This is a genomic window from Gammaproteobacteria bacterium, from assembly GCA_040183005.1.
Taxonomy (GTDB): Bacteria; Pseudomonadota; Gammaproteobacteria.
Genome location: JAMPIW010000007.1, coordinates 640,365 through 666,385 on the forward strand (window position 1 = coordinate 640,365; position 26,021 = coordinate 666,385).

Consider the following 26,021-nt stretch of genomic DNA (forward strand, 5'->3'; position numbering starts at 1 on the left):
TGCCCTTCCCCGCTAACGGAAAGACTCATTTTTAGTGTGAGCTCAAAAGTGACAACAGGAAAACACATGGATATGCCATTCTCATACAAAGACATCAATTCATTTCATCCCCCGCAGCGCACGCTGATGGGTCCCGGCCCCTCCGATGTCCATCCGCGCGTGCTCGCCGCCATGGCGCGCCCTACCATCGGCCATCTTGATCCGGCGTTTATTGACATGATGGAGGAACTGAAAACCCTGCTGCGCTATGCCTTCCAAACGGAAAACACGCTCACCTTTCCCGTCTCCGGGCCAGGCTCGGTAGGTATGGAAACCTGTTTTGTGAATCTGCTGGAACCCGGCGACAAAGTGATCGTGTGCCGCAACGGGGTCTTCGGCGGACGCATGATCGAAAACGTACGGCGCTGTGGTGGTGTGGCCGTGGTGGTTGATGATGCCTGGGGCATGGCCGTCGATCCAAACAAACTGGAGGATGCGCTAAAGGCAAACCCTGATGCCAAGCTGGTCGCCTTCGTCCACGCCGAAACCTCAACCGGCGCGCAATCAGATGTCAAAACACTGGTGGATATCGCCCATCGACATGACTGCCTCACTATCGTCGATGCGGTAACCTCGCTGGGAGGGACGCCACTCAAAGTCGATGATTGGGATATCGACGCCGTCTATTCAGGCAGTCAGAAGTGCCTAAGCTGCACGCCGGGGTTATCTCCGGTCAGCTTCGGAGCACGTGTTGTTGACGCAATCAAACGCCGCAAGACGCCTTGCCAAAGCTGGTTCATGGACCTTAATCTGGTGCTGGGCTACTGGAATGCAGGCAAGCGCACCTATCACCACACTGCACCCATCAATCCCCTCTATGGTTTGCACGAAGCTCTGGTGATGTTGAAAGAAGAAGGCCTGGAAAACGCCTGGGCAAGGCACGCGCTCAATCATCGTGCGCTCAGGGCAGGCATCGAGGCGATGGGCTTGCGATTTTTTGTTGACGAAACACAACGCCTGCCGCAACTGAACGCCATAAGCATCCCACAAGGCGCAGATGACGCAGAAGTACGCAAACGCTTATTGAATGAGTACCAGCTCGAAATCGGTGCGGGATTAGGCGAAATGGCCGGCAAGATCTGGCGCATTGGCCTGATGGGTTATGCCAGCAGGCCGGACAATGTTTTATTGTGCCTGCATGCCCTTGATGAAATTTTGGGTGCGGCAGGTGCGGACATCAAGACCGGCGTAGCGGAAACGGCGGCGCGGAATGTTTACGCGCCAAGGCACGCTCCTACAGCGTGAACCTTAGAGGAAGTACATGACATGATAAAAAACCCACACACACGGCGCACATTAGCATTTAGCCTGATAGTGATTGGCGGCCTGCTGATGTTTTTCGCTCCAGAGACAGAGGAATGGGCGGGCCTAGCGGTGCTGGCCCTTGGGGTAATTATTGAGATTATTGGCATCACTCTGGAGCATAGAAGCGGCAAGTAATCATTTGCAGTGGTTCAGATTTAACCTGACAGACTGCGTCATTTCTCAAATTGCGGGGAAGCGCCAGAAGCAGACACTCAATTGCCGGTATAATGCTCGCGGGTTACTATTGACGAATGGATGAACTAGAGCAACTGACGCAATCCGGAGAATGGTGGGCTCAACCTTGGTGGGAAAGGCAAGACCGGCAAGTCTATTGGCAGTATCCTAGTCCTGTCGGACTTAGGGGATCGTAGCGGGAGAACAGGGGTAGTTTTTCGCTATTTTGAGGAGAATAGCTGGCACTATTTAACGAAAAATAGCGGAAAAATGGACCGTTCCCCCACTTTTGCAGTAGATTCGACCTAAGTCCGACAGGCTGCTAGCGCGTATATTTAACCGCCTCGGCAGCGGGGGCCATTTGTATGCCGCCACCCGCCTGCTTGGCGCGATACATTGCATCGTCGGCATGCTTGACCAGATCGATTTCATCCGTGGTGACATCGGGGTAGATTGCCATCCCAAGGCTCGCACCAATATTGAGGCTGAGGTCCTGTACCGACATCGGCTCCGCCAGCGCCTCGGCCAATTTGGATGCGACCAGCTCTGCCCCGATCCAGTTATCCACATCGGCCAGAATGATGGCGAATTCGTCGCCTCCGAGGCGGGCGACGGTGTCGGTACTGCGCACATCGCGCTGGAGGCGCATCGCCACCTGTTGCAATACCGCATCGCCCACCGCGTGGCCATACAAATCGTTGATGGGTTTGAAACGATCCAGGTCCATATAGATCAGAGCAGCACGCGTCCCGCGCCGGCGCGCCGCATCGAGCGTGCGGCGTAACGCATCGTTGAAAGCGGCGCGGTTATAAAGCCCCGTGAGATGATCACGCAATGCCAGGTGTTCAAGGTGCTGCTCGGCCTGTTTACGGGCCGTGATGTCCGAGAATATGGCTATATAGTATCTAACCTTGCCCTGTTCGCCGCGCAGGGCGCTGATGCGCAACCACTCGGCGTAGACTTCGCCCGCTTTGTTGCGATTCCATATCTCGCCTTCCCAATGCCCCTCGCTTACCAGCCTGGCCCAAAACGCCTCATAAAAGGCGCGATCCTGACGCCCGGACGACAAGATGCGTGGATTTTTGCCCTTGACCTCATCCAGGCTGTAGCCCGTAATCGCCGTGAAGGCCCGGTTTACATAGATGACACGCGGCCCGGGGTCGGTAACTACGACGGCATCGGGGCTAGCCTCGATCACCCCCGCGGCGATCTCCCAGGCCGCGCGCGACGAATTTTGGGCCGCCCAAACACGCCCCAGCCACACACACAGCGCCGACAGCAGCAGTAAATATCCTAAATAGATCCAGCCTAGTTTGACGATGAGCGCCTGCTGATACAATCGCAGCATGGCTCCCGGGGCCGTAGCGATGGCCTGGGCGCTAGCGGTCACTTGAGATGTCTCACGCAACCTCAGGCGCATCAACTCCTCCGCCGACTCCCAACGGTAATAGCCATACAGTGCAGCGGCGCCCAGCAGTGCCAATAGCAAGAGGCTGAAGCAGGCGTAAACCCATGCCATACGCCGGGCACGACCGTCATCCAGTGCCCGGTAAAGCGCCACCGGCCCGTGTCTTAAGGAACTCCCGAACAAGTTCAGCTTTCTCATAATGAATGTCAGCCCGCTTATTGTTTTTTTGGTTCACTTTGCAGTGATGTAAAACACCATGTCATTGGTTAAAGGCAACAATCATGCCGACTCTCGGGTCGCAGCCTCAGGCGGGGTCGCGTCCTTTTTCGTTCCCGCTGGCACATCTATAACCGCTGCTGCCGCACGGCAGATGACCACTCTCTTTGGCTATCCGCGAGCCGATAAACCCACATTATTCAGGCCGCTCGATATCGCGCAATACACTGCGAGCGCTGCTGGTGCTTTGGCGGATTCGCGTCACATGGCATCCAAAACTGGAGCATATCATGAGCGGAAAATTGCTCTTTTTCGATACCACCTTGCGTGACGGCGAACAAAGTCCCGGCGCGTCGATGACAAAAAAGGAGAAGGTGCGCATCACCAAGGCACTGGAGCGCACCCGGGCAGATGTGATCGAGGCGGGTTTTACGTCACCAATCCTGGCGACGTAAAACCCTACCCTGTTCAACTGCCGTTTCTAGGATGAAGAGACTTCTTGCGGGGTGTATGCCTGTATGCTCAACGCATGAATCTCACTCTGCATGGCGCTGTCCAGGGCAGCATAAACCATGCGATGACGTTGCAGCAGTCCCTTGCCCTCAAACGCATCGGCCACGATAGTGACGGTGAAGTGGCCGCCCCCTCCCCGCGCACCGGCATGGCCGACGTGCTTGTGGCTGTCGTCGATGATGTCCAGCTTGGTGGGAGACAGTGCGGCGGTGAGCCGTTCGCGGATCAGGGTGATGCGGCCGGGATTCGACATCAGGGCAAGACTTTTTTGAAGGGTTTGACAATGACACGCGCGTAAACACCCGCCGCCACGTAAGGATCGGCATCCGCCCAAGCCTGAGCATCCTCCAGAGAAGAGAATTCGGCAATCACCAGGCTGCCGCTAAAACCGGCAGGGCCGGGGTTTTCGCTGTCGATGGCGGGATGGGGGCCTGCGATCACCAGGCGCCCTGCATCACGCAGCGCCTCCAGGCGCTTGAGGTGTTCAGGGCGCGCGGCCATGCGCCGCGCCAAGCTTTCTTCCACATCCTGACTGATGATGGCGTATAACACGTTAACCTTCCTTATTAGTGGAATCTTGCGTGACCGCTTCTGGTGCGGGTTGAACGTGGCGCGAGAGGTAGATGGCCTGCATGATGACAAATACCAACATCAGTCCCATCATGCCAAACAGCTTGAAATTGACCCAGGTATCGGTGTCGAAGTTGAAAGCAACATAGAGATTAAGCACGCCAAGAGCGAAGAAAAATACTGCCCAACTTGTGGTCAGGCGCAACCAGATCAGCTTGGGCAGCGTAATGTTAGCGCCCATCATACGCTCCAGCATGGTCTTTTTTCCGATAAACAGACTGCCGAGAAAGACCACGGAAAACAGCCAGTTAACCCCGGTTGGCTTCCATTTAATAAAGGTCTCATCCTGCAGCAGCAATGTTGCGCCGCCCAGCACGACGATGAGCACCATGGTAATAACGTGCATCATTTCAACGCGGCGATGTTTCAGCCAAAAGAAGCCGACTTGCAGGCACGAGGCGACAATCGCCACGACGGTCGCGGTATAGATGCCATACAACTTATATGCGACAAAGAAAAGGAAAATAGGAAGAAAATCAAAAAGAATTTTCATACTTGGGTTTGGTTTCCTGTAATGCCGGCCTTAATATGCGGCCAAAAAATAGTATGGAACTGCGCTTGTGCCAGATTTGGGGTGACGGCGTTATCGTGATATTGTACCGTCACGATGCTGTCCCGTCACTGTATGGTTATATATGGCCCTGTTTATTGAAATCCACCCCGAAAATCCTCAACCACGCCTGGTCAAGCAGGCAGTGGACATCATCCGTGCGGGTGGTGTGATTATTTACCCGACTGACTCGTGTTATGCCTTGGGCTGCCAAATCGGCAACAAGCATGCGATGGACCGCATCCGGACGATACGAAAACTGGGTGAACAGCATAACTTCACCCTCGTCTGCAATGACCTTTCTGAAATCGCTACCTATGCAATGGTGGATAACGCCGCATACCGGCTGCTGAAAACACACACACCCGGCCCTTATACCTTTGTCCTCAAAGCAACCCATGAAGTTCCGCGGCGCTTGCAACACCCCAAGCGTAAAACTATCGGATTGCGCATCCCAGGCAACCCGATTGCCCAGGCTATACTGAAAGAGCTGGGGGAACCGCTGATGAGTTCCACGTTGATCTTGCCGGGCGACGACTTGCCCATGACCGACCCGCAGGAAATGTATGACACACTTGGACATCAGGTCGATCTTGTAATCAATGGTGGCAATTGCGGCGCCATACCTACCACGGTGGTTGAACTCATCGAAGGCGCACCGGTCGTGGCCCGGCACGGCCTGGGCGATGCGGGGCCTTTTGAAGCTTAAACAGCACACAACTTGATTGCCCGAACGATTACAGAAAATACCTCAAAACAGCTATACTCTGCCAATGGAAGAACTAAATATAATGCAGCGCCTGGCGGTGTGGGCACTGCCAGTGTTATTTGCCATCACCGTTCACGAAGTCGCTCACGGCTGGGTGGCGCAACGCTTTGGGGACCCCACGGCGAGGATGCTGGGCCGCCTGACACTCAATCCCATCAAACATATTGATCCGGTAGGTACGCTGCTGGTACCTGCCCTGTTACTGTACTTCGGCGGTTTTCTTTTTGGCTGGGCCAAGCCGGTGCCGGTGACCTGGGAAAACCTGAAAAACCCCAAGCGCGACATGGCGCTGGTGGCTCTGGCGGGACCCACCGCCAACCTATTAATGGCCATACTCTGGGCGGTGGTCATGAAGCTGGGGCTGGTGCTGGGCGGACAATTAGACTGGCTGGCGCGGCCATTGGTATATATGGGGAGCGCGGGCATTTCCATAAATGTCATGCTGATGGTGCTCAACCTCATACCGCTACCACCGCTGGATGGCGGGCGCGTAATGTCCGGCCTGCTGCCGGATCGCGCCGCCTCTTCATTCAATCGTATTGAACCGTATGGTTTTTTTATCCTGCTCGGGCTGCTGGCAACAGGTGTGCTCGGCTATATCATGCTGCCCGTGGTGAACATGGTGCAGGGAGCGCTGTTTATTATAATGGGGTTGTAATTTCATTTTTAAATCAATAGTAGAATCGTCAGGTGTGTCCTACGCGCCCTACATAATTGTTTCGGAGTAACCTTTGAATTCCTTGGCGACACAACACCAGCGCGTGCTGTCGGGCATGCGCTCCAGCGGCCAGCTACACCTCGGCCACTATCATGGCGTGCTGAAAAACTGGGCGCGCCTGCAGCACGAATATGAATGTTTTTTCATGGTTGCCGATTGGCACGCACTGACCACGGAATATGAAAATCCGGCAATCATTGCCAACAGCGTGTGGGACATGGTCATTGACTGGCTGGCGGCGGGGATTGATCCCGGCGCGGCGAAGCTTTTCATTCAGTCGCATGTGCCGGAACATGCCGAGCTGCATCTGCTGTTGTCGATGATCACCCCGCTGGGTTGGCTGGAGCGGGTACCAACCTACAAGGATCAACAGGAAAAGCTCAAGGAGAAGGATCTTGCCACCTACGGTTTTCTCGGTTATCCGCTGCTGCAAAGCGCCGACGTGCTTATCTACAAGGCGGGGCTGGTGCCTGTGGGCGAAGATCAGGTGCCGCATATCGAACTGACCCGTGAGATTGCGCGACGCTTCAATCATTTCTATGGACGTGAAGCCGATTTTGCCGGGAAGGCCGAGGCCGCCGCCAAAAAAATGGGCAAGAAAAACGCCAAACTTTATCAGGACTTGCGCAAGCGTTATCAGGAACAAGGCGATCACGAAGCATTGGAAACCGCCCACGCCTTGCTGGAGGCGCAGCAAAACATCACGCTGGGCGACCGCGAACGCCTGTTTGGCTATCTGGAAGGCGGCGGCAGGATCATTCTGCCTGAACCCCAGGCATTATTGACGCCGATGTCCAAAATGCCGGGGCTGGACGGCCAGAAGATGTCCAAGTCCTATGGCAATACCATAACCTTGCGCGAGGCGCCGGAATCCGTGCAGCACAAACTGCGCACCATGCCCACCGATCCGGCCAGGGGGCGCCGCACCGATCCCGGCGATCCGGAAAAATGCCCGGTGTGGCAGCTTCACCAGGTCTATTCGACGGATGAGGTAAAAGGTTGGGTGCAGCAGGGCTGCCGTTCTGCAGGCATCGGTTGCTTGGAGTGCAAACAGCCGGTGATTGATGCGGTGCTTGCCGAACAGGCGCCAATCCGTGAACGGGCGCAGGAATTCATCGCCAACCCCAACCTGGTGCGTAATATCGTTGCCGACGGCTGCGAGGCGGCGCGCGATGTGGCGCGTGAGACGCTGACCGAAGTGCGCCAGGCGATGGGGCTACAGTATTTATAACCATGAGCGGCAGCTTATCATCCATCGTCAAAATTGCAAATCAAGTGACGGAGACGCCACAGCAGCAGGAGTTGCCGTTTGCCATGGTGAATGGCGAGGCGATGACCCTGCTACCGCAGGATCTCTATATCCCCCCGGACGCACTCGAGGTGTTTTTAGAGACCTTCGAGGGGCCGCTGGATCTGCTGCTGTACCTGATCAAGCGCCAGAACCTGGATATCCTGAACATACCGATTGCCGAAATCACCCGCCAATACATAGTGTACATTGAGCTGATGAAGGCGCTGCACCTGGAACTGGTGGCCGAATACCTGGTGATGGCCGCGATGCTGGTGGAGATCAAATCGCGCATGCTGCTGCCGCGCCCGGCAGGTGTGACGGAAGGCGAGGAAGGCGACCCTCGTGCGGAACTGGTGCGGCGCCTGCAAGAATACGAGCGTTATAAAAAGGCCGCCCTGGATATCGACACCCTGCCGCAGATGGGGCGGGATGTGTTCCCCGCGCAGGTGGAAAAGCCCGATGCGCAGGTATTTAAAATCGCGCCCACCGTGACGCTGCACGAGGTGCTGCTCGCGCTGAAGGATGTACTCGCGCGCGCCGATATGTTTTCGCACCACCATATCCAACTTGAGCCACTGTCGGTGCGTGAACGCATGTCCAACATACTCAACAGCATCAGCGCCGAAAAATTTACCGAATTCACCACGCTGTTCACGATTGAGGAAGGGCGCCGCGGCGTAGTGGTAACATTGCTCGCTATCCTGGAGCTGGTAAAAGAAGCACTTATTGAGTTGATCCAGACTGAATCCTTTGGGCCGATTTATGTAAAAGTACCAGGTCATGTTAATGAACTCGCAGCATCTTAAGAACATTATCGAGGCGGCACTGCTGGCGGCAGGGCATCCTTTGACGCTGGACCAACTGACGGCACTGTTTGCCGAAGGCGAACAACCCGTGCGCGAAGAACTCCGCACCGCTCTGGATGAATTGCGTCAGGATTGCGGGCAGCGCGGCATCGAGCTGAAGGAGGTCAGCAGCGGTTACCGTTTCCAGGTAAAGGAAGCGTTTGCGCCGTGGGTTTCCCGCCTGTGGGACGAGCGCCCTACACGCTATTCACGCGCCTTGCTGGAAACACTGGCCTTGATGGCCTACCGCCAGCCGATCACACGTGCCGAAATCGAAGATATTCGCGGTGTCGCAGTCAGTTCGAATATCATAAAAACCCTACTGGAGCGCGAATGGATACGCGTAGTGGGACATCGTGAAGTGCCGGGCCGCCCTGCCCTGTACGGCACGACCCGCCAGTTTCTGGATTCCTTCAACCTCAAGAGCCTGAATGACCTGCCACCGCTGGCCGAAATTCGCAACCTCGATGAGCTGTCGGCGGAGCTTTTTGGAGAGCTGCCCGAGGCCGAATCCATCATTGCAGGCCTACCCGATGTTGCAGAAGATGCAGCACATGACACCGTCGCTTCCGCGATGACAACGGATCAACACAATCACACACCATGAAAAGACGCCCACCCCCCACCAAGACCCAAACCACAACCCCTCAGGCCCCTGCTGAAAGACTGCAAAAGGTGCTCGCCAACGCAGGTCTCGGCTCGCGCCGGCAGATCGAAGAGTGGATAGAGGCCGGACGTATTTCCGTCAACGACAACCCCGCCAAATTGGGCGACCGCGTGACGCTGCAAGACAAAATCGCCATCGATGGCCGCGAGGTGCAGACCTATAAGCTGGAACCAATCAAGCGTCGCGCGTTGGTCTATTACAAACCGGAAGGCGAGGTCTGTACACGCTCCGACACCGAAGGACGCCCCACCATTTTTGGCCACCTCCCCAGGCTACCTAGCGCACGCTGGATCGCCGTGGGACGTCTCGACATCAACACCGCCGGGCTGATTTTGCTGACCACCGATGGCGAGCTGGCCAACAAACTCATGCACCCGTCCACTGAGGTGGAACGCGAGTACGCGGTGCGCGTGCTGGGCAAAGTGGATGATGCGATGCTGGCGCGTCTGAAGCAGGGTGTAATGCTGGATGACGGCATGGCGAATTTCGATGGCATCGAGGACGCCGGCGGCGAAGGGAGCAATCACTGGTATCACGTGGTACTCAAAGAGGGGCGTAACCGCGAGGTGCGACGCCTGTGGGAAAGCCAAGGCGTGAAAGTGAGCCGCCTGATGCGCGTGCGCTATGGCCCCATCCTGTTGCGCAAAGGGATGCGCACCGGACAGATGGAGGAGCTTGATGCAGGCGGCATCGCAAAATTGATGCAGGTCGCAGGGCTGGAAGATGCCGCTGTGCCTGACAGCCAGCCGCAGACGAGGGATCGGAAGCATGGCGCCAGGGGCCGGGGAACAACGACCCGAGGTCGAGAGTCCCAGCGTGAAACGGGTAGTTCTCAGCGTGAGACACGCAGCCCACAGCGTGAGACTCGTAGCCCTCAACGTGAAACACGCAGTCCACAGCGTGAGACTCGCAGCCCGCAGAGTGAGACACGCAGCCCACAGCGCGCAACACGCGCCCCGCAACGTGAAGCTCGTGGCCCGCAGCGTGAAACACGCAACTCTAAACCCGACTCGCGGAGTCCGCAGCACAAGCCGTCCAAAACCAAACGGTAACATGGACTTCGCCGCTCCTGCGCATCCATGCGCCCACGGCATTCGTGCATCCCTGCACATCACAAAGGTCTACGACACCCTTTATGCACGCTACGGCCCGCAACACTGGTGGCCAGGGGATACTCCTTTTGAAATCATGGTCGGCGCGGTGTTGACACAAAACACCGCGTGGACCAACGTCGAAAAAGCCATCGCCAATCTCAAGGCAGCAGGCCACCTCGATGCGGCATGTATCATGAACATCGGCCATGAGCAGCTTGCTGAATGGTTGCGGCCATCGGGCTATTTCAACGTCAAGGCACAGCGTTTGCGCAACTTCTGCACCTGGTATGTGGCTCAGGGCGGAATGGAAGCACTGTCAGCGCTGGATACACATGCACTGCGCAACGCCCTGCTGTCGGTTCACGGCATTGGCCCTGAGACAGCGGACGACATACTGCTTTACGCCTTTAACCGCCCCGTATTCGTCATCGACACCTATACGCGGCGGCTGTTTTCACGCCTTGGCCTGGCACACGGCAACGAAGGCTACGAGACGCTACGCCACACATTTGAAACCGCGCTGAGTAGTAACAGCAACAATGCCACCGTGCCCCTGTTCAACGAATACCACGCCCTGATCGTCAATCACGCGAAGGATGTGTGCCGTAAGCGGCCGCTATGCGCACGCTGCTGTCTTGCGGATATCTGCCCTTCGAAAACTACATAGCACATGGCCACAAAACCGGTTAATATAATTCGATGAACACACCTCGCCTGATCGCCCACCGTGGCTACGCCAAACATTATCCCGAAAATACCCTGATCGGTATCGAAGCCGCATTGCAGGCCGGGGCCTGCTTTATTGAATTTGATGTGCAACTCACCAAAGATGGTGTGCCGGTGCTGTGTCACGATGACACACTCACACGCACTGCAGGCGTTGAGCAGCGTCTGTTATCGCTAAACCTGGCACAACTCGAAGGCATACATGTCAACGAAAGCGCCCGCTTCGGGGATACGTTTAAAGATGTTGCCATCCCTACCCTCGCAGAGATGGTTGCATTAATACAGCGCTGGCCACACGCCACGGCTTTTGTCGAAGTCAAGGAGGAGAGCCTCCGGGAGTTTGGCATTGAGAACACGGTGAAGGCGGTGATGAAGGTTCTGGAGCCTGCCCGTAAGCAATGCGTACTGATTTCTTACGACAAGCTTGCCATACGCTGTGCGCGGGCCATGGGTGTGCACCGTATCGGCTGGGTATTGCATGAATGGAATAATGCCAGCCGCGCCACCGCCACCGAACTGGCTCCGAATTATCTGTTCTGCAATCACACCAAGATACCTGCCAGTGACATCCTGTGGCCTGGCCCTTGGCGCTGGGCGCTCTATGAGGTCACCAATCCCGAGATAGCCATGGTGCTCGGCAACCGCGGCGCTGACTTGATCGAGACCATGGCCATCGGTGAAATGTTGAAATATCCGCCGTTGCGTAAACGAGGCTGTTTTGCTTCGGATAAATAATCTTCCCGTATTTTTGTAGGGCGCGCCGTGCGCACCACATAAGGATGAAATACGATCTGGTAGTAATAGGCGGCGGCATTCATGGTGCGGGCATCGCCCAGGCCGCCGCCGCGCGGGGTTTTTCGGTGCTGGTACTGGAGCAAAGCGGACTCGCCAGCGGCACGTCCAGCCGTTCCAGTAAGCTCATCCATGGCGGTCTGCGTTATCTGGAGAGCGGACAGTTTGGGCTGGTGCGTGAATGCTTGCAGGAACGCGCCTTGCTGCTCAAGCTGGCGCCGGATCTGGTTCGGCTGCAACCGTTTTATATCCCCGTTTACCACAACACCACGCGCCGCCCCTGGCAATTGCGCGCGGGCCTGAGCCTGTACGCCGTGTTGGGCGGGATGGACAAGTCAACACGCTTTCACACCCTGCCCCGCCGTGCCTGGGCCAATCTCGACGGACTGGATACCACCCAACTTCAGGGTGTATTTCAATACTGGGACGGACAAACCGATGACGCAGCACTCACCCACGCCGTGATGCACTCAGCCCAGGATTTGGGCGCCCAGTTGAGCATGCCTTCAACCTTCACTGGCGCGGAGATTGGAGCACAAGGCTGCACAGTTCATTACACGCATAACGGCCAACCGCATTGCTGCGAGGCGTCAGTTCTGGTCAATGCCGCAGGGCCATGGGTCAACCACGTGCTGGACAAGATCACCCCTGCCCCCGAGCAACTCAATGTTGAACTGGTACAAGGCACGCACATTATCGTGGGCGGTGAAATCACACAAGGCATCTACTATGTGGAGGCCCCTCGCGACCAGCGCGCGGTATTTGTCATGCCCTGGCAAGGAAAGGTGATGGTGGGCACGACCGAAACCGCATATCGCGGCGACCCCGCCACCGTGCAACCGCTGCAGGGAGAAAAAGATTATCTGCTGGAAACCATGGCGCATTATTTTCCGCGCTATCGCTCGCCACAACAGCGCGAGATCCTGTCCGCCTTTGCCGGCCTGCGCGTCCTTCCCTCCGGCACGGGGACGGCGTTTGGGCGACCACGCGACACCACGCTGCATAGCGGCCTGGCCGACCAGCCCCGGCTACTGACTATTTATGGCGGCAAACTCACCGCCTATCGCGTCACAGCAGAACGAGCCATGCAGCAGATAGCATCCGCTTTGCCGCAGCGCAAGGTGATTGCGAATACTCGAACATTGAAGTTGGTATCACGCTGATCCAATGGCGTGAAAGTGCCCCACACACTAAACCACTTCACCCCTTTAATACCCCATCCTCCAGCATCAAGGTGCGATCCATGCGTGCTGCAAGCGTGAGGTCATGGGTTACGACGACAAAGCTGGTATGAAGCTCCTTGTTCAGCTCCAGCATCAGGCTGTATACATGGTCGGCGGTCTTGTGATCGAGGTTGCCAGTCGGCTCGTCCGCCAGCACACACTGCGGCTGCGTCACCAGGGCACGGGCCACGGCGGCACGTTGACGTTCACCGCCGGACAGCTCGCCAGGTTTATGCTCCAGGCGCGCGCCAAGACCGACGTTTTCAAGAAGTGCGCGTGCCTTGTCCGCCGCCTCCACTGGACGCACCCCGCGGATCAACAGCGGCATGGCGACATTTTCCAGCGCGGTAAACTCCGGCAGCAGGTGATGAAACTGGTAGATAAATCCCAGCGCCTCGTTGCGTAAACGCCCGCGCTGCACTTCACTGAGCTGTGCCATGTTTTTGCCCGCCACCCACACCTCGCCGCGCGTCGGCTTGTCGAGGCCACCAAGCAGATGCAGCAACGTACTCTTGCCTGCCCCGGAGGTGCCGACAATGGCGACGCGCTCGCCGCGCGCCACCGAGAGCGTCACATCCTGGATCACCTCCACAGTGAGTCCACCCTCGCTAAAGGTTTTGCTGAGGTCTTTGCACCACAGTACAGGCTGATCACTCATAGCGCAGCGCCTCCGCCGGCTGGGTGCGCGCAGCACGTAAAGCGGGATACATGGTGGCGAGAAAACTAAAGAAAAATGATACGACATTGATTTTTACAACATCCGAAAGCCGCATTTCGGACGGCAGTTCGCTGATGTAATAGACATCTGCGGCAAGGAACTGCATTCCAAACAAACGCTCAATCGCTGGTACCAGGGTGTCGACATTAAGCGCCAGACTCACGCCGCCGACAGTACCCAATAACGTGCCTGCCATGCCAAGGAGGGTGCCCTGCACCATGAAGATCACCATGATGCTGGCCGGGGTGGCTCCCAGCGTGCGCAGAATGGCGATATCGGCCCTTTTGTCCGCCACCATCATCACCAGCATGGAGACAATATTGAAGGCCGCCACGGCCACAATCGCCGTCAGGATGATGAACATGACGGTTTTTTCCATCTGAATGGCACGGAAAAAATTGACGTGCTGGCGCGTCCAGTCGCTGATCATGTAGCCCACGGGCAATTCGAGCGCCAACTGCTGGCTCAGGCGCGGGGCGGCAAACATATCATCGAGTTTCAGACGCACGCCGCTCACCGCGCCATCTTCCATGCGCATCAGCTTGGCGGCATCCTCGAGATGCAGCAGCGCCATTGCGCTGTCGTACTCATACATCCCAATCTCAAAAATTCCCACCACCGTAAAGCGCTTGAGGCGCGGCAGAATCCCAACCGGCGTGACATTGGCTTGCGGCGTTAACAGGGTTACCTTATCCCCTACCCCCACACCCAGGTTGCGCGCCAGCTCCTTGCCAAGAATGATGCCGAACCCGCCAGGCTTTAAATCGCTCAGATGACCATCGACCATCTTCGACCCCAGGTCGGACACCTTAGGTTCTTCATTCGGAAAAATACCGCGGATCAGGGTTCCACTCACCTGTGAGCCGTTGCTGAGCATCCCTTCGCCATCCACATAGGGTGCCGCGCCCGTCACATGAGGATAACGGCCCGCGAATGTGGTCACCGCCTTCCAGTCACGCACCCCGCCATTCGTTACGCCGGAAATCGTGGCATGCGCAACCACGCCAAGAATACGGGCGCGCAGCTCCTTCTCAAAGCCATTCATCACTGACAGCACCGTAATGAGCGCCGCCACGCCCAAGGCAATGCCTAACATGGAAATCAGAGAAATAAAGGAGATAAAGTGATTACGCCGCTTGGCGCGGGTGTAACGCAGGGCAATGAAAATTTCTAACGGCTTAAACATGGGCGTGATTAAACCACAAAAGGGGGTGAAAGGCGTAGCTTTTTGGTGAAACTGGGACGCATCCAGCAGCCAAAGAATGAAAAGTATCGAGATCGCCCCTCTCCTGCATGAGGTCTCTGCACAAGTCATTTCAAGCGTCGGGTATACTGGTAAAAAACCCGGAGACTGACCTTTGCCTTTTGTCTGGCTACAGTTTGCTCTATGCGCCGCCCTCATCGGGCTGGCGGGCTACCAGCTATCCCGCTATGGAGACATGATTGCGGAAAAGACCGGGGTGGGTGGCACCTGGATCGGCGTGATCTTGTTGGCTACGGTGACATCCCTGCCCGAGCTGGCGACGGGCATTTCTTCGGTTACTGTTGCCAATACCCCGAATATCGCACTGGGAGATGCGCTGGGGAGCTGCGTCTTCAACCTGATCATTCTCATGATCCTGGATTTTCTGCACCGTGAGGAATCGATATATACGCGCGCCAGCCAGGGACACATCCTGTCGGCGGGATTCGGTATCATACTAATAGGTTTTGTCGGCTTCAATCTGCTGCTCGGTGAAAAAGCAGAGCATTACTCCATTGGACATGTGGGCATCTACACCCCGGTGATCGTGCTGCTTTATGCTATTGCCATGCGCACCGTATTCCTCTATGAGCAGCAACAGATGGCAGCTTACGCCAGGGAGATCGCCGCCCGCCACCCTGACGTAACGCTAAAGCAGGCGGCATCCCGCTACGCACTGGCAGCACTGGTTGTGGTCGGCGCGGGGATCTGGCTGCCTTTCATCGGCAAGGAAATGGCGCAGGTGATGGGCTGGAACAACACCTTCGTTGGCACCCTCTTCATCGCATTCGCCACCTCGGTGCCAGAATTGGCGGTCACGCTCGCCGCGTTACGCATCGGCGCGCTGGATATGGCGATCGGCAACCTGCTGGGAAGCAACTTGTTTGATATCCTGATTATCGCAGTTGATGATCTGTTCTTTCTCAAGGGGCCGATTTTGTCTCATGTTTCACAACATCATGCAGTTTCCGCCCTTTCCGCTGTCATGATGAGTGGCGTGGCCATCGTCGGGCTGCTTTACCGCCCCACGGCAAGGATATTCAAAACTGTCGGCTGGATAAGCCTTCTGCTGTTCTCGATATACCTGCTTAACACTTATGTACTTTACCTCTATGGAGAATGATTGCTCAATGGATAAGGCGCATCTGGAAACCCTCGCCTGGCATACCCTCACTGTCGATAAAGCCAGCGAGACGATGGGTATCGCCCCTGGCGAGGGGCTTGGTTCGGCTGATGTGGAGCAGCGTTTGGCTGTTTACGGCCCCAACCGCCTCGCCGAAAAGCCGCCGCGCTCGCCTTGGCTGTTGCTTCTGGGGCAATTCAGGAACCTGCTAATTCTGATCCTGATCGGCGCCGCCGCGCTGGCGGGGGCTGTTGGCGATCTCAAGGACGCCGCCGTGATCCTCCTCGTTGTCCTGTTCAATGCCGCACTGGGTTTTTACCAGGAGTACCGCGCCGAGCAAAGTCTGGCCGCCCTCAAAAAAATGCTGGCGCTCAAGGCGCGAGTACGGCGTGACGGTCTCACCACTGAAATCAGCGCCGAGGCGCTGGTGCCCGGAGACATCGTGCTGCTGGAAGCAGGCGACAGGGTGCCCGCCGACGGTCGCCTCATCGCTTCCCACAGCATGGAGATTGACGAGTCGGCCCTGACTGGAGAATCCCATGTGGTGGGCAAAGACACTCAGCCTCTGACTTCCGGGACGATCCCATTGGCCGAACGGTTCAACATGGCCTACATGAACACCGTGGTGACGCGCGGCCGCGCGGAACTCCTCATCACCGCCACCGGCATGAATACAGAGATGGGCCGCCTGGCGGGCCTGCTGGAAACCACCCAGGAAGGGCCAACCCCGCTCCAGATCCAGCTGGACCAGCTCGGCAAGCGGCTGGCGGGTATTGCGCTGGTTGCCGTGCTACTCGTTTTGGCGCTGGGCCTGCTGCGTGGCGAGGAACCGGTGGAGCTGATCCTCACCGCCATCGCCCTGGCGGTGGCCGCCATCCCGGAGGGCCTGCCAGCGGTAGTCACCGTTACACTCGCCATCGGCATGTACCGCATGGCTCGGCAGGGGGCCATCGTCAAGCGTCTGGCCGCCGTCGAGACCTTGGGCTGCACTAGCGTCATATGTTCGGACAAGACCGGCACGCTCACACTGAACCAGATGACGGCCCGTGCCTTTTTCTATCAAGAACAGCGCTTCACCGTCAGCGGCGAGGGTTACCAGAGTACAGGAGACATCCACCCGGAAGATAACGCCTCACCGACGCCTGACTTCACCCCCCTGCTGCACCCGCTGGCGCTGTGTAACGACAGCCGCGTGCGTGATGGCCAGCTTATTGGCGACCCTACGGAAGGCGCGCTGCTGTTGCTGGCGGCCAAGGGTGGGGTGGACCGGGATACCGCAGAGACATCGACACCGCGCAGCGCCGAGATCCCATTCGACCCCGCCAACAAGTTCATGGCGACATTCCACCAGGATGGGGACTGGGTACGCGTGTTTGTGAAAGGCGCGCCGGATGTCCTGTTGGGGCGTTGTGACACCTTCTTCGGGCCGGAGGGAGAACGACCTATCGACAGCACGTTGCGTGACCGGCTCACACACGAAATCGAGACTATGGCCGCCAGCGCATTGCGCGTGCTGGCGGTCGCCACACGCACCCTGCCCGCCGCCACCTTCGATCCGCACGGCGACCTTTTCGCTCACATCCACGGCCTGACGCTTACAGGGCTCATAGGGCTAATGGACCCACCGCGCCCCGAAGCCCGCGACGCCATCGCTCTATGTAAAAAAGCGGGCCTCGCCGTCAAGATGATCACAGGCGACCACAAGGTTACCGCCATGGCAATTGCCGCCGAACTGGGCCTGCACGGTGATGCCGTCACCGGCGAGGAATTGGATCGTCTTACTCCCCATGAATTGGCCTCGCGTATCGAACAGATCGTCGTTTTCGCGCGCGTCGCACCGGAGCACAAGATCAAGATCGTACAAGCCTTGCAGGAACGCGGCCACGTGGTCGCCATGACCGGTGACGGCGTCAACGACGCCCCCGCACTCAAAGGCGCCGACATCGGCGTGGCGATGGGCATCACCGGCACCGAAGTCAGCAAGGAAGCCGCCACCATGGTGCTCACCGACGACAACTTCGCCACCATCGTGCGCTCCGTCAAGGAAGGCCGGATGATCTATGACAATATCGTCAAGTTTGTACGCTTCCAGCTTTCCACCAATATGGGCGCCCTGCTCGCCGTGGTTAGCGCGCCGTTTCTCGGCCTGCCCATCCCCTTCAGCCCCGTCCAGATCCTGTGGATCAACATCATTATGGACGGTCCGCCCGCCATGGCGCTGGGCGTAGACCCCGCGCGCCCCGGCCTCATGACAGAACCACCGCGCGACCCCAAGGCACATATCCTCACCCTGCGGCGCCTTGGCAAGCTGCTGGCCTACGGCACCACCATGATGGTAGGCACGCTCGGCGTGATGTATTACTCACTGCAGACAGGTTCGCAGGAACATGCCCTGACGCTGGCTTTCACCACCTTCGTGCTGTTCCAGTTTTTCAACGCATTCAATGCCCGCACCGAACACGGCTCCGCATTTAACCAGCACTTCTTCGCCAACAGCAAATTGTGGCTTGCCTTGGTTGGCGTGCTCGTCATGCAGATCCTGGCCGTCCATTGGTCACCCGCGCAGGAAATCTTTAATGCCACTGATCTTTCTCTGACAGATTGGGGCATTGCAGCGTTGATATCCTCCTCAGTGCTGCTGCTGGAAGAGGCGCGTAAACTCCTGTCACGGATGTGGTATAAAAAACAGCGATAACGATTTGGCGGAAACAGGCAACCGTGTAGCCTTGATGCAGCGCAGCGTGATCGAGGGCAGCGGCGGCTCCGATAACGAACTCTCGGGCCACGTCGCTTAACCATTGAAAAACAAAATATATTATAAGCAACACTCTTCTCTTCCGGAATTGCATAAACTGCGAAGTTACAATTGCAGTCGCTGGCGTTTCTGGAGGTTGCGCACAACTTGGACTTCATTCACGATGGTTCCCCGAAAAATACCGCAAGATCGGCTACCGCGTCACCATGGTGTATCTCGAAGGCAGCCGAGCCGTGAAATACCGGCCCTTCGCCGAAGGCTGGCTGCAGGCCAGTGGATGTTCAGGTCATGCCTGATTCGGCACTGCTGGTATCGGATGATGCCGCTGATGCGATTTAATCGCATCAGCTACTCACTACTCCATCAAAGCCGTTCCCGCACAGCAAACGACAGCGCCTCACCGGAGTAATCATCCATACAAAACACCGAGTGCCAACAGCAATGGTCGACGCCCTGTTGCGGCAACAGAATCACATCCCCCGGTTCAAGCATATAGGCATATCCCGCCTCAATCAGCTGCTGCGCAAAGGCAGGGGCACGGTTGATCAGGATGTCCAGCGGATCGTTTTGATGGTCGTCAAGATATGCGGACAGGCTGTCGCTGTTCGCTGCCTTGGCTAGCAATGTCTTCAAGCCGCGGGGTTTCACGCCAGCCTCGATCAACGCCGCATGTGCATCAGGGCGCGCCAGATAACGCTGAATTTCTTCGATGAGCGACGGCTTCGGTACCGCCAGCCAGCTAGTGCGGCCATATACTTGGGCGAAGATCACGCCAAGATGTCCGCGCTCAACGTCTTGATGGAATTGGGCGCCGCCATTAGGCGCATTGAAATACACGATACGTTCGACATAGGCTGGCGCCTTAATCGCCAAGGTCGAGCATAGGATACGCTCCACCTCTGGGTTTGCACTTATGATGCACGATTCGGGAAATACGGCCTCGGTCAATTGCGCTGCATATTGTTGGCGCTGATAATCCGCCGATACATCTTCATAACCCACCATGCCGAATGAAAAACGAAAACGCAGTGAGGCGTCGTCTTCGTCATAAGAGAGCCAGGAGAGCTTGACCCAGAGATTCTCGGCCACGATGTTGCCGTTTTCGAGAACATCAAACTCAAGCGTCTCGATTTCCTGGTCGTCACCTGCATCACAGGTGGATGCCAGCAGCTCAAACTGTGGCGCCAGGCGAGTGGCGTAGGGCTCTTCGTCAAGTAAATCAGCACCGCCCTCCCCCTCCAGAATTCGCTCCATCAATCCCTGAGCGGCGGTGATGTGTACTTGTTGTGCGGCTAGGTCGCTCGCAACCAAACCGGGAAGAAATACGCCATTCCCTGATTGCCAGAGGGCACGGGCATCCACTTTGGCAGTGTTCGTGCTGCGGTTTTGAGCCACCCAGCCGATACCATAACCACGGCGGCCCAACCACAGCGGTTCGCCGAACCCCAGGCGTTGTGATTCGACAATGGCCTGTTCACGCGTCCAGCCGGGCGGTCCAAGATAGATGATATTTCCTGCCTGCGCGCTCATTTTAAGTCCAGCGGATCGTTGGGGTTTACGCCGTCCATGAACGGCAAACGGCGATCACTGTTGGTGATTTGGTAGACCTTGCCAATCCAGTTGTTTATCACGGCCTCGGCGCTGTCGTGCCAGGTGTTGTCGAGTTCGGGAATGATCAGTGACTCAGGCAATTCCGTAATCCGAGCGCCCCGATTGAATGCGTGCAACACGCGTTCCTTGTGCTCATTGAGGATAGCGGCGATTTTGAGCGGAAAGTAATTTTCAGGCATGGGCGGGTAGTCCGGGCGTTCGTGGTGGACAAAGCGTATGACTTCGCGCTTGTATTCCTTGAGCAGGCTGATGATGTCATATTCCGGGTGACCCTGGAAGAAGACCAACCGGAACAGGTCTTCACTTACCGCCAAATGCACACCGGCCTCCTCGCTTTCCACGAGCACATGCAGACCAGCGGCATCAAACTGGCTACGGTCGATCTGATTGAAGCGCGAGTGCGGCACATCAAAACGGGTATTGGCGCCAATCACCAGCGGATGCATCCGGTCAACCACACGGTGCGAATACACGCCCCACTGTTTGAAGCCGAGTGCGCGCCGCTTCTGGGCATATCGAAATTGCAGCACGGCATGGGTCGCCAGGCAAGAGCATAATGTCGATGTAACGTTTTCATAGGCCCAGTCGATGACCGCAATCAAGGGCTGCCAAAACGGCTCCAGGGCAAGGTCGGCTTGGCTGACATTCGCGCCGGTGATGATCAACGCATCCAGACCTTTTTCCTTGATCTGATCGAAGGTCTCGTAATACTGCTGGACATGGGCGCGGGCTTCCGGGCCGCGTTGCAATGCGTCCAGGGTGAACGGGTGCATGTAAAATTGTGCGATCTGATTCGCTTCCCCGACCAGACGGAAGAATTGCCGCTCGGTGGCAGCAAGTGCGGTGTCGGGCATCATGTTGAGCAGGCCAATGTGCAGCTCGCGGATGTCCTGGTGAATGGCTTCATCACCTTGGACGATGGTTTCGCCCTCATCTTCCAGGCGTTTAAATGTGGGTAAATCAGAATTGGCTACTAAGGGCATCGCGAACTTCTCTCGACGGGGTTAGGACTGACGGGTAATGGCTTGTTCCACCAGAGCGAGAAAATCCGCCTCATTCTTAACCTGGGCAAGTTCATCAGTGGTTACGGTATAGCAATAACGGCTTGCTATGGCGTCGTAACGCGGGATGCGTGAATAAAACAGCCGCGGAAACATCCATCGGACGAAATCATTGGGGTCGATCTGGGCGACATAGGCCAAGCCACGATCAAGCAGATAGGACTGCAACTGCTCATCCAGGAAGGACTCGCGATAATAGAGCGGCTTGGGATCGGCCTCGGCGCGACTGATGAGCGCTTGCTCGTCGGTTTGTGACGCCTTGATATACAGAATCAAGGTGTGCTGCGCCAGGATTTCAAGCGTTTCCGGATCATCGAGCTCGCAGACACTGCCACCGGCATCGTTGATAAAGTGCATGTAGCCGTAAATGTCTTGTGCCTTGCTAATGAATTCCGGCACGTCGCGCATGGCGGCAATTTCTGCTTTGCGGTGTAGCTCCTGGCGGCGTTTAAACTCTGGAAAACTAAGGCCGCCCAGCTCCGGATTGCCGAGTTTGCCGAGAAAACTCGACACCGGCTTGAGGTTGTCGACCGAAAGGTTGTTCTTGATATAGATCGAATCCGAACGTAGCAGGTCGCGCAGAAAAGGGATCTGCATCGCCTGGAGCTTGATATTGTCCAGAATCGGTTCGTCGAGATAGCGAGTGCCTATCCGATAGTCACCCGAGTAATGAAACCAGTTGCGCTGACGCAGCATGGCCGAAAGGCGAGTCTTGCCTACACCCGACATACCCAGCAGGGTGATGGACTTATGCTCCCATGCACGGAATTTTTCTACTGACAATTTCACAAGGACGCTCCGCAATCTTTCCACTTGCGCTATTGTATGCCAAAGCTAAGGCTGTTTCAGAAGTGTGTATGTCCTTCAATACATCAACAATAGCTATGGTTTCGGGGTTAAAAAAGCCCCGGAATTTTTGACTAACGACATGATTTTTTTAATGAAAGCGGCCCCGAAAAGAGTATAATAATGCTTGCATTGCAAGCACCCAAAACAGCTCGAAAGACCGCGACAAATCATGACACAAAAGCAATTGGGCTTCCAGACTTGATGGCGAATCTGCTTCGGGACGGAGGCTGCCTCATCCACAACCTGTTTGCCGATCTCTGGACGCATGTGGGCATGAAGGCGCGACTGAATCGTATCGGTTTTCACAAGCGCACGGGTACCTCGTGTATCAAAAAGAGATATTGAAATGAGCGGGATTTGCGGTTGGATGAACGGCGCCTTCGCATCACATGAGGCGGAAGTGCTATTGGCAGACATGCTCCATAACCTTGGCGGCAACCTGGATGCCAACCTCGCGCCTCGCGCTTGGGACTCAAACAGCGGGCTAGCGGCATGCTCCCGATTCGCGCTCGCCAACGTACACGAAGAGCACGGCATCAAGGTCGCTGTGGAGGGCAGGATTCATTGGCGATCCGAAGCTCTGGAAACCCTTTCCCGCAAGCAAGGTTCCGCTGCCGCCGCCGCGCTGGCCTATCAGCGCAGCGGCCTGGACTTGCTACAGGAAATCCACGGGGCATTCGCACTCGCCATCATCGATGCCAACCAAAATCAGTCGTTACTGGCAATAGACCGGCTGGGCATACAGCCGTTGTGCTACGCCCACATTGATAGCCAGCTCGTGTTCGGCTCTACTACGGACAGCGTTATCGCGCATCCCGCCGCAAATCGCACCCTCGACCCGCAAGCGATTTTCAACTACTTGTACTGCCATATGGTGCCGAGTCCGGGCAGTATTTATCAGGGAATACAAAAACTGTTGCCAGGACAGTATGCCCTTTTCCGCGACGGACAAATTAAAAAAGAATTTTACTGGCAGCTCAACTATCAGGATAAGGACCACGAGTCACAGGCAGCACTGACATCGCAGTTCCGCCAGATCCTGCGCGAATCCGTCCAGCGCGCCGTCACCCGCAATGAAGTAGGGGCGTTTCTCAGCGGCGGCACTGATAGTTCGACCGTTTCGGGCACGCTCGGAGAGGTGCTTGGCAAGCCCGCAGACACCTACTCCATAGGATTCCAGGCCAAGGGTTTTGATGAAATCGAATATGCGCGCATCACCGCCCGTCACTTTGGCGCGCGCACCCACGAATACTATGTAACCCCGCAGGACGTGGTGGACGCCATCCCACTCATCGCCAAAACCTATGATGAACCCTTTGGCAACGCCTCCGCCGTCCCCACGTATTATTGCGCAAAAATGGCGCGCGAAGACGGCACTCTGCTCATGCTGGCGGGCGACGGGGGAGACGAGATCTTCGGCGGTAACGCGCGCTATGCCAAGCAGAAGGTGTTTGAGTATTATTCGCTTCCACCCAAGGCGCTGCGGCAAGGGTTTATTGAGCCTTTGGTGTTCGCCATGCCGGGGATAGGCCCCATCCAGAAACTGCAAAGTTACATCCGTCAGGCCCAAGTGCCGCTACCCGACCGGCTGGAATCCTACAACTTCCTACACCGCACCCCGCTTGCGGAGATCTTCATGGATGACTTTCTCGGACTGATCAACCAAGAAGAGCCAGTGCAACTGATGCGCGAGGTCTACCAGCGCACGCGCTCAAACTTGCCAGTCAACCGCATGATGCATCTTGACCTCAAGCAGACACTCGCCGATAACGACCTGCGCAAGGTGAATCGCATGTGCGAGCTGGCGGGCGTAGAGGTACATTATCCTTTGCTGGATGAGGCCATGGTGGAGTTTTCCGCTCAAGTACCTGCGGCGCTGCAAGTAAAAGGCTTCAAGCTACGCTATTTCTTTAAAGAGGCGCTACGCGACTTTCTGCCGCCGGAGACCATCACCAAGACCAAGCAAGGCTTTGGCCTGCCTTTCGGCGTCTGGATGAATGAACATGCGCCGTTACGGGAGCTGGCATATGACAGCCTGCAATCATTCCGGCAGCGCAACTATCTTAAACCCGGCTATCTCGACCAGTTGATCGAGCAACATCGCGCCGGCCATGCTTCCTATTATGGCGTGATGATCTGGGTGGTGATGATGCTGGAACAGTGGCTGCAGGCGCGGAGGCTGTAAAAGCATAGTACAGAGTGCGAAGCTCCCTGTCCGTTATTATTATTTGTCATGCGCGCTCAGATTACCTTGGAATAGCGCTGCCCCGCCTTTTCTCGCAGGTAAGCATCGAAAACCATACAGATGTTGCGTATCAGCAATCTGCCGGCGGGCAACACGTGAACATTGAGTTCATTGATCTGCAGCAGGCCATCGTTCTGCATGGACAAAAGATCCTTCTGCTCGCGGTTGAAGTAGGCGTGATAATTGATCCCGAATTGGCGTTCAATAGCAGGGATGTCCAGCTCAAAATGACAAATGAGCTGGGTAATGATCTCGCGCCGTAACAAATCATCGTGACTCAGTTCGATACCGCGAAACACCGGTAATTGACCGGCGTCGAGACGCTGATAATAGTCATCAATGCCGCGCACATTCTGGCTGTAGGTATTGCCCACCTTGCCGATGGCAGTGGTGCCCATAGCGATGAGGTCACAGTCGGCATGGGTAGAATAACCCTGAAAGTTACGGTACAGGGTACGGCTGCGTTGCGCGATGGCAAGTTCATCATCGGGCTTGGCAAAGTGGTCCATGCCGATATAGACGTAACCGGCTTGGGCAAGACGCTCAATGGTCATACTCAGAATGTCGAGCTTTTCAGCGGGTGATGGCAGATCGGCCTCATTGATGCGGCGCTGCGGCTTAAACAGCTCGGGCAGGTGTGCATAGTTGAATACCGACAGGCGATCCGGGTTGACGGCGATGACCTTGTCGAGGGTACGCGCAAAACTCGCCACGCTCTGAAACGGCAGTCCATAGATCAGATCGATGCTCACCGATTTGAAGCCGCAGCGACGGGCCTCTGCGAGCACCGCCAAGGTCACCTCCTCGCTCTGAATACGATTGACCGCCTTTTGCACCTGCGGATCGAAGTCCTGCACCCCCATGCTCATCCGGTTGAAACCAATCTCGCGCAGCAGTGCGATGGTCTCCGCGCCGACCTCGCGCGGGTCGATCTCTATGGAGTACTCGCCACTGTCGTCAGTGCGCAACGTAAAATATTCGCCGGTCACGCGCATCAGTTCGCGCATTTCGTCATGGCTAATGAATGTTGGTGTGCCGCCACCCCAGTGCAACTGGTCCACAGTGCGCGAACGGTCAAACAGCGCCCCCTGCAGTTCAATCTCCTTGAACAGCCGTGCCAGATAGGGCGCGGCGCGGGAGCGATCCTTGGTGACTACCTTGTTGCAGCCGCAATAAAAACAAACGGTGTCACAGAACGGGATATGAAAATACAGCGACAGCGGCGAAGCCGCACTATTGGTGGCGAGGGCAGCGGCGCGATAGTCCGCGTCAGTGAACCCTTCATGGAACTGCACAGCGGTCGGATATGAGGTATAACGTGGCCCGGATGTGTCGTAACGGCGAATCAGGACGGGGTCGAACACCAGTGATTGATCCATGATCTTTCCTGTTTTTATGGTGGCTCAGCGAGGACGAAACTTTTTTGCCCATTCTACCACTAACAGAGTGGGTTTTC

At 56.6% G+C, this 26,021-nt stretch carries 24 protein-coding genes and 2 pseudogenes; 16 read left to right on the plus strand and 10 right to left on the minus strand.

Annotated features, from left to right (window positions below):
• The first annotated feature begins 66 nt into the window (after positions 1–66).
• Both M3A44_08890 and M3A44_08895 read left to right on the plus strand, forming a co-directional pair.
• Complete coding sequence (locus M3A44_08890) at positions 67–1,284, plus strand: alanine--glyoxylate aminotransferase family protein (protein ID MEQ6341752.1); 1,218 nt, start codon at positions 67–69, stop codon at positions 1,282–1,284.
• Between the two features lie 21 nt (positions 1,285–1,305).
• Positions 1,306–1,479, plus strand: a complete 174-nt coding sequence (locus M3A44_08895; GenBank protein MEQ6341753.1) for a hypothetical protein — start codon at positions 1,306–1,308, stop codon at positions 1,477–1,479.
• Between the two features lie 361 nt (positions 1,480–1,840).
• Here the strand turns inward: M3A44_08895 and M3A44_08900 are convergent, their stop codons facing one another.
• On the minus strand, positions 1,841–3,124 hold the full coding sequence (locus tag M3A44_08900) for a diguanylate cyclase (GenBank protein MEQ6341754.1): 1,284 nt from the start codon (positions 3,122–3,124) through the stop codon (positions 1,841–1,843).
• A 308-nt stretch (positions 3,125–3,432) separates the two neighbouring features.
• On the opposite strand from M3A44_08900, the pseudogene M3A44_08905 reads away from it, so the two are divergent.
• Positions 3,433–3,573, plus strand: a pseudogene (locus M3A44_08905) (hypothetical protein).
• A 50-nt stretch (positions 3,574–3,623) separates the two neighbouring features.
• Here M3A44_08905 and M3A44_08910 read toward each other — a convergent pair.
• Genes M3A44_08910 through M3A44_08920 form a run of 3 tightly spaced genes read right to left on the minus strand, consistent with a single transcriptional unit; the run spans position 3,624 to position 4,778 of the window.
• Entirely contained in the window at positions 3,624–3,908 is a 285-nt protein-coding gene (locus M3A44_08910) for a BolA family transcriptional regulator (protein MEQ6341755.1), read from the minus strand.
• On the minus strand, positions 3,908–4,207 hold the full coding sequence (locus M3A44_08915; GenBank protein MEQ6341756.1) for a YciI family protein: 300 nt from the start codon (positions 4,205–4,207) through the stop codon (positions 3,908–3,910). The genes M3A44_08910 and M3A44_08915 overlap by 1 nt, the downstream gene beginning before the upstream one ends.
• A gap of 1 nt (position 4,208) precedes the next feature.
• Positions 4,209–4,778: a septation protein A gene (locus M3A44_08920; GenBank protein ID MEQ6341757.1), complete on the minus strand. Its 570-nt coding sequence runs from the start codon at positions 4,776–4,778 to the stop codon at positions 4,209–4,211.
• Positions 4,779–4,920: 142 nt separating this feature from the next.
• On the opposite strand from M3A44_08920, the gene M3A44_08925 reads away from it, so the two are divergent.
• From M3A44_08925 to M3A44_08965, 9 genes are all read left to right on the plus strand, one after another.
• Positions 4,921–5,544, plus strand: a complete 624-nt coding sequence (locus M3A44_08925) for an L-threonylcarbamoyladenylate synthase (GenBank protein ID MEQ6341758.1) — start codon at positions 4,921–4,923, stop codon at positions 5,542–5,544.
• A 64-nt stretch (positions 5,545–5,608) separates the two neighbouring features.
• Positions 5,609–6,262, plus strand: coding sequence for a site-2 protease family protein (locus M3A44_08930; protein MEQ6341759.1), 654 nt, complete (start codon positions 5,609–5,611; stop codon positions 6,260–6,262).
• Between the two features lie 73 nt (positions 6,263–6,335).
• Positions 6,336–7,553 (plus strand): tryptophan--tRNA ligase, encoded by a 1,218-nt coding sequence (locus tag M3A44_08935; protein MEQ6341760.1) that lies wholly within the window; start codon positions 6,336–6,338, stop codon positions 7,551–7,553.
• Between the two features lie 2 nt (positions 7,554–7,555).
• On the plus strand, positions 7,556–8,419 hold the full coding sequence (locus M3A44_08940) for a segregation/condensation protein A (GenBank protein ID MEQ6341761.1): 864 nt from the start codon (positions 7,556–7,558) through the stop codon (positions 8,417–8,419).
• The gene (gene scpB, locus M3A44_08945; protein MEQ6341762.1) at positions 8,400–9,065 is read left to right on the plus strand and encodes an SMC-Scp complex subunit ScpB; all 666 of its coding nucleotides are present in this window, start codon (positions 8,400–8,402) and stop codon (positions 9,063–9,065) included. The genes M3A44_08940 and scpB overlap by 20 nt, the downstream gene beginning before the upstream one ends.
• Positions 9,062–10,177: a pseudouridine synthase gene (locus tag M3A44_08950; GenBank protein MEQ6341763.1), complete on the plus strand. Its 1,116-nt coding sequence runs from the start codon at positions 9,062–9,064 to the stop codon at positions 10,175–10,177. Before scpB ends, M3A44_08950 begins: the two co-directional genes overlap by 4 nt.
• A 1-nt stretch (position 10,178) precedes the next feature.
• Complete coding sequence (locus M3A44_08955; GenBank protein ID MEQ6341764.1) at positions 10,179–10,886, plus strand: endonuclease III domain-containing protein; 708 nt, start codon at positions 10,179–10,181, stop codon at positions 10,884–10,886.
• A 32-nt stretch (positions 10,887–10,918) separates the two neighbouring features.
• Complete coding sequence (locus M3A44_08960) at positions 10,919–11,680, plus strand: glycerophosphodiester phosphodiesterase (protein MEQ6341765.1); 762 nt, start codon at positions 10,919–10,921, stop codon at positions 11,678–11,680.
• 44 nt (positions 11,681–11,724) lie between these two features.
• The gene (locus tag M3A44_08965) at positions 11,725–12,900 is read left to right on the plus strand and encodes a glycerol-3-phosphate dehydrogenase/oxidase (GenBank protein ID MEQ6341766.1); all 1,176 of its coding nucleotides are present in this window, start codon (positions 11,725–11,727) and stop codon (positions 12,898–12,900) included.
• A 37-nt stretch (positions 12,901–12,937) separates the two neighbouring features.
• Here M3A44_08965 and lolD read toward each other — a convergent pair whose 3' ends face one another.
• Complete coding sequence (lolD, locus tag M3A44_08970) at positions 12,938–13,618, minus strand: lipoprotein-releasing ABC transporter ATP-binding protein LolD (protein MEQ6341767.1); 681 nt, start codon at positions 13,616–13,618, stop codon at positions 12,938–12,940.
• Positions 13,611–14,864: a lipoprotein-releasing ABC transporter permease subunit gene (locus M3A44_08975; GenBank protein ID MEQ6341768.1), complete on the minus strand. Its 1,254-nt coding sequence runs from the start codon at positions 14,862–14,864 to the stop codon at positions 13,611–13,613. Before M3A44_08975 ends, lolD begins: the two co-directional genes overlap by 8 nt.
• Positions 14,865–15,036: 172 nt before the next feature.
• Here M3A44_08975 and M3A44_08980 point away from each other — a divergent pair, with 172 nt between their 5' ends.
• From M3A44_08980 to M3A44_08990, 3 genes and pseudogenes are all read left to right on the plus strand, one after another.
• Positions 15,037–16,044, plus strand: coding sequence for a sodium:calcium antiporter (locus tag M3A44_08980; protein ID MEQ6341769.1), 1,008 nt, complete (start codon positions 15,037–15,039; stop codon positions 16,042–16,044).
• 7 nt (positions 16,045–16,051) lie between these two features.
• On the plus strand, positions 16,052–18,739 hold the full coding sequence (locus M3A44_08985; protein MEQ6341770.1) for an HAD-IC family P-type ATPase: 2,688 nt from the start codon (positions 16,052–16,054) through the stop codon (positions 18,737–18,739).
• Positions 18,740–18,984: 245 nt separating this feature from the next.
• Positions 18,985–19,138 (plus strand): annotated as a pseudogene (locus M3A44_08990) (sorbosone dehydrogenase family protein).
• A 24-nt stretch (positions 19,139–19,162) separates the two neighbouring features.
• Here M3A44_08990 and M3A44_08995 read toward each other — a convergent pair.
• The 3 genes from M3A44_08995 to M3A44_09005 are packed head-to-tail and all read right to left on the minus strand — an operon-like array spanning position 19,163 to position 22,260.
• A complete protein-coding gene (locus M3A44_08995; GenBank protein ID MEQ6341771.1) occupies positions 19,163–20,329 on the minus strand; it encodes a hypothetical protein in 1,167 nt (388 codons plus the stop codon).
• Positions 20,326–21,393: a homoserine O-succinyltransferase gene (locus M3A44_09000; GenBank protein MEQ6341772.1), complete on the minus strand. Its 1,068-nt coding sequence runs from the start codon at positions 21,391–21,393 to the stop codon at positions 20,326–20,328. The genes M3A44_08995 and M3A44_09000 overlap by 4 nt, the downstream gene beginning before the upstream one ends.
• Before the next feature lie 21 nt (positions 21,394–21,414).
• On the minus strand, positions 21,415–22,260 hold the full coding sequence (locus M3A44_09005) for an ATPase (GenBank protein ID MEQ6341773.1): 846 nt from the start codon (positions 22,258–22,260) through the stop codon (positions 21,415–21,417).
• A 406-nt stretch (positions 22,261–22,666) separates the two neighbouring features.
• On the opposite strand from M3A44_09005, the gene M3A44_09010 reads away from it, so the two are divergent.
• Positions 22,667–24,505, plus strand: a complete 1,839-nt coding sequence (locus M3A44_09010) for an asparagine synthase-related protein (protein ID MEQ6341774.1) — start codon at positions 22,667–22,669, stop codon at positions 24,503–24,505.
• A gap of 56 nt (positions 24,506–24,561) precedes the next feature.
• On the opposite strand, the gene hemN is transcribed toward M3A44_09010, so the two are convergent.
• Entirely contained in the window at positions 24,562–25,944 is a 1,383-nt protein-coding gene (hemN, locus tag M3A44_09015; protein MEQ6341775.1) for an oxygen-independent coproporphyrinogen III oxidase, read from the minus strand.
• Positions 25,945–26,021: the final 77 nt, after the last annotated feature.

Excerpts from the sequence above, each read along its gene's own strand:
- M3A44_08900 (MEQ6341754.1), bottom strand. The coding sequence starts at position 3,124 with ATGAGAAAGCTGAACTTGTTCGGGAGTTCCTTAAGACACGGGCCGGTG.
- M3A44_08950 (MEQ6341763.1), top strand. The coding sequence starts at position 9,062 with ATGAAAAGACGCCCACCCCCCACCAAGACCCAAACCACAACCCCTCAG.
- hemN (MEQ6341775.1), bottom strand. The coding sequence starts at position 25,944 with ATGGATCAATCACTGGTGTTCGACCCCGTCCTGATTCGCCGTTACGAC.
- M3A44_09000 (MEQ6341772.1), bottom strand. The coding sequence starts at position 21,393 with ATGCCCTTAGTAGCCAATTCTGATTTACCCACATTTAAACGCCTGGAA.
- M3A44_08920 (MEQ6341757.1), bottom strand. The coding sequence starts at position 4,778 with ATGAAAATTCTTTTTGATTTTCTTCCTATTTTCCTTTTCTTTGTCGCA.
- M3A44_08960 (MEQ6341765.1), top strand. The coding sequence starts at position 10,919 with ATGAACACACCTCGCCTGATCGCCCACCGTGGCTACGCCAAACATTAT.
- M3A44_08910 (MEQ6341755.1), bottom strand. The coding sequence starts at position 3,908 with ATGTCGAATCCCGGCCGCATCACCCTGATCCGCGAACGGCTCACCGCC.
- M3A44_08975 (MEQ6341768.1), bottom strand. The coding sequence starts at position 14,864 with ATGTTTAAGCCGTTAGAAATTTTCATTGCCCTGCGTTACACCCGCGCC.
- lolD (MEQ6341767.1), bottom strand. The coding sequence starts at position 13,618 with ATGAGTGATCAGCCTGTACTGTGGTGCAAAGACCTCAGCAAAACCTTT.
- M3A44_08995 (MEQ6341771.1), bottom strand. The coding sequence starts at position 20,329 with ATGAGCGCGCAGGCAGGAAATATCATCTATCTTGGACCGCCCGGCTGG.
- scpB (MEQ6341762.1), top strand. The coding sequence starts at position 8,400 with ATGAACTCGCAGCATCTTAAGAACATTATCGAGGCGGCACTGCTGGCG.
- M3A44_08985 (MEQ6341770.1), top strand. The coding sequence starts at position 16,052 with ATGGATAAGGCGCATCTGGAAACCCTCGCCTGGCATACCCTCACTGTC.
- M3A44_08940 (MEQ6341761.1), top strand. The coding sequence starts at position 7,556 with ATGAGCGGCAGCTTATCATCCATCGTCAAAATTGCAAATCAAGTGACG.
- M3A44_08955 (MEQ6341764.1), top strand. The coding sequence starts at position 10,179 with ATGGACTTCGCCGCTCCTGCGCATCCATGCGCCCACGGCATTCGTGCA.
- M3A44_08895 (MEQ6341753.1), top strand. The coding sequence starts at position 1,306 with ATGATAAAAAACCCACACACACGGCGCACATTAGCATTTAGCCTGATA.
- M3A44_08925 (MEQ6341758.1), top strand. The coding sequence starts at position 4,921 with ATGGCCCTGTTTATTGAAATCCACCCCGAAAATCCTCAACCACGCCTG.
- M3A44_08890 (MEQ6341752.1), top strand. The coding sequence starts at position 67 with ATGGATATGCCATTCTCATACAAAGACATCAATTCATTTCATCCCCCG.
- M3A44_08930 (MEQ6341759.1), top strand. The coding sequence starts at position 5,609 with ATGGAAGAACTAAATATAATGCAGCGCCTGGCGGTGTGGGCACTGCCA.
- M3A44_09010 (MEQ6341774.1), top strand. The coding sequence starts at position 22,667 with ATGAGCGGGATTTGCGGTTGGATGAACGGCGCCTTCGCATCACATGAG.
- M3A44_08965 (MEQ6341766.1), top strand. The coding sequence starts at position 11,725 with ATGAAATACGATCTGGTAGTAATAGGCGGCGGCATTCATGGTGCGGGC.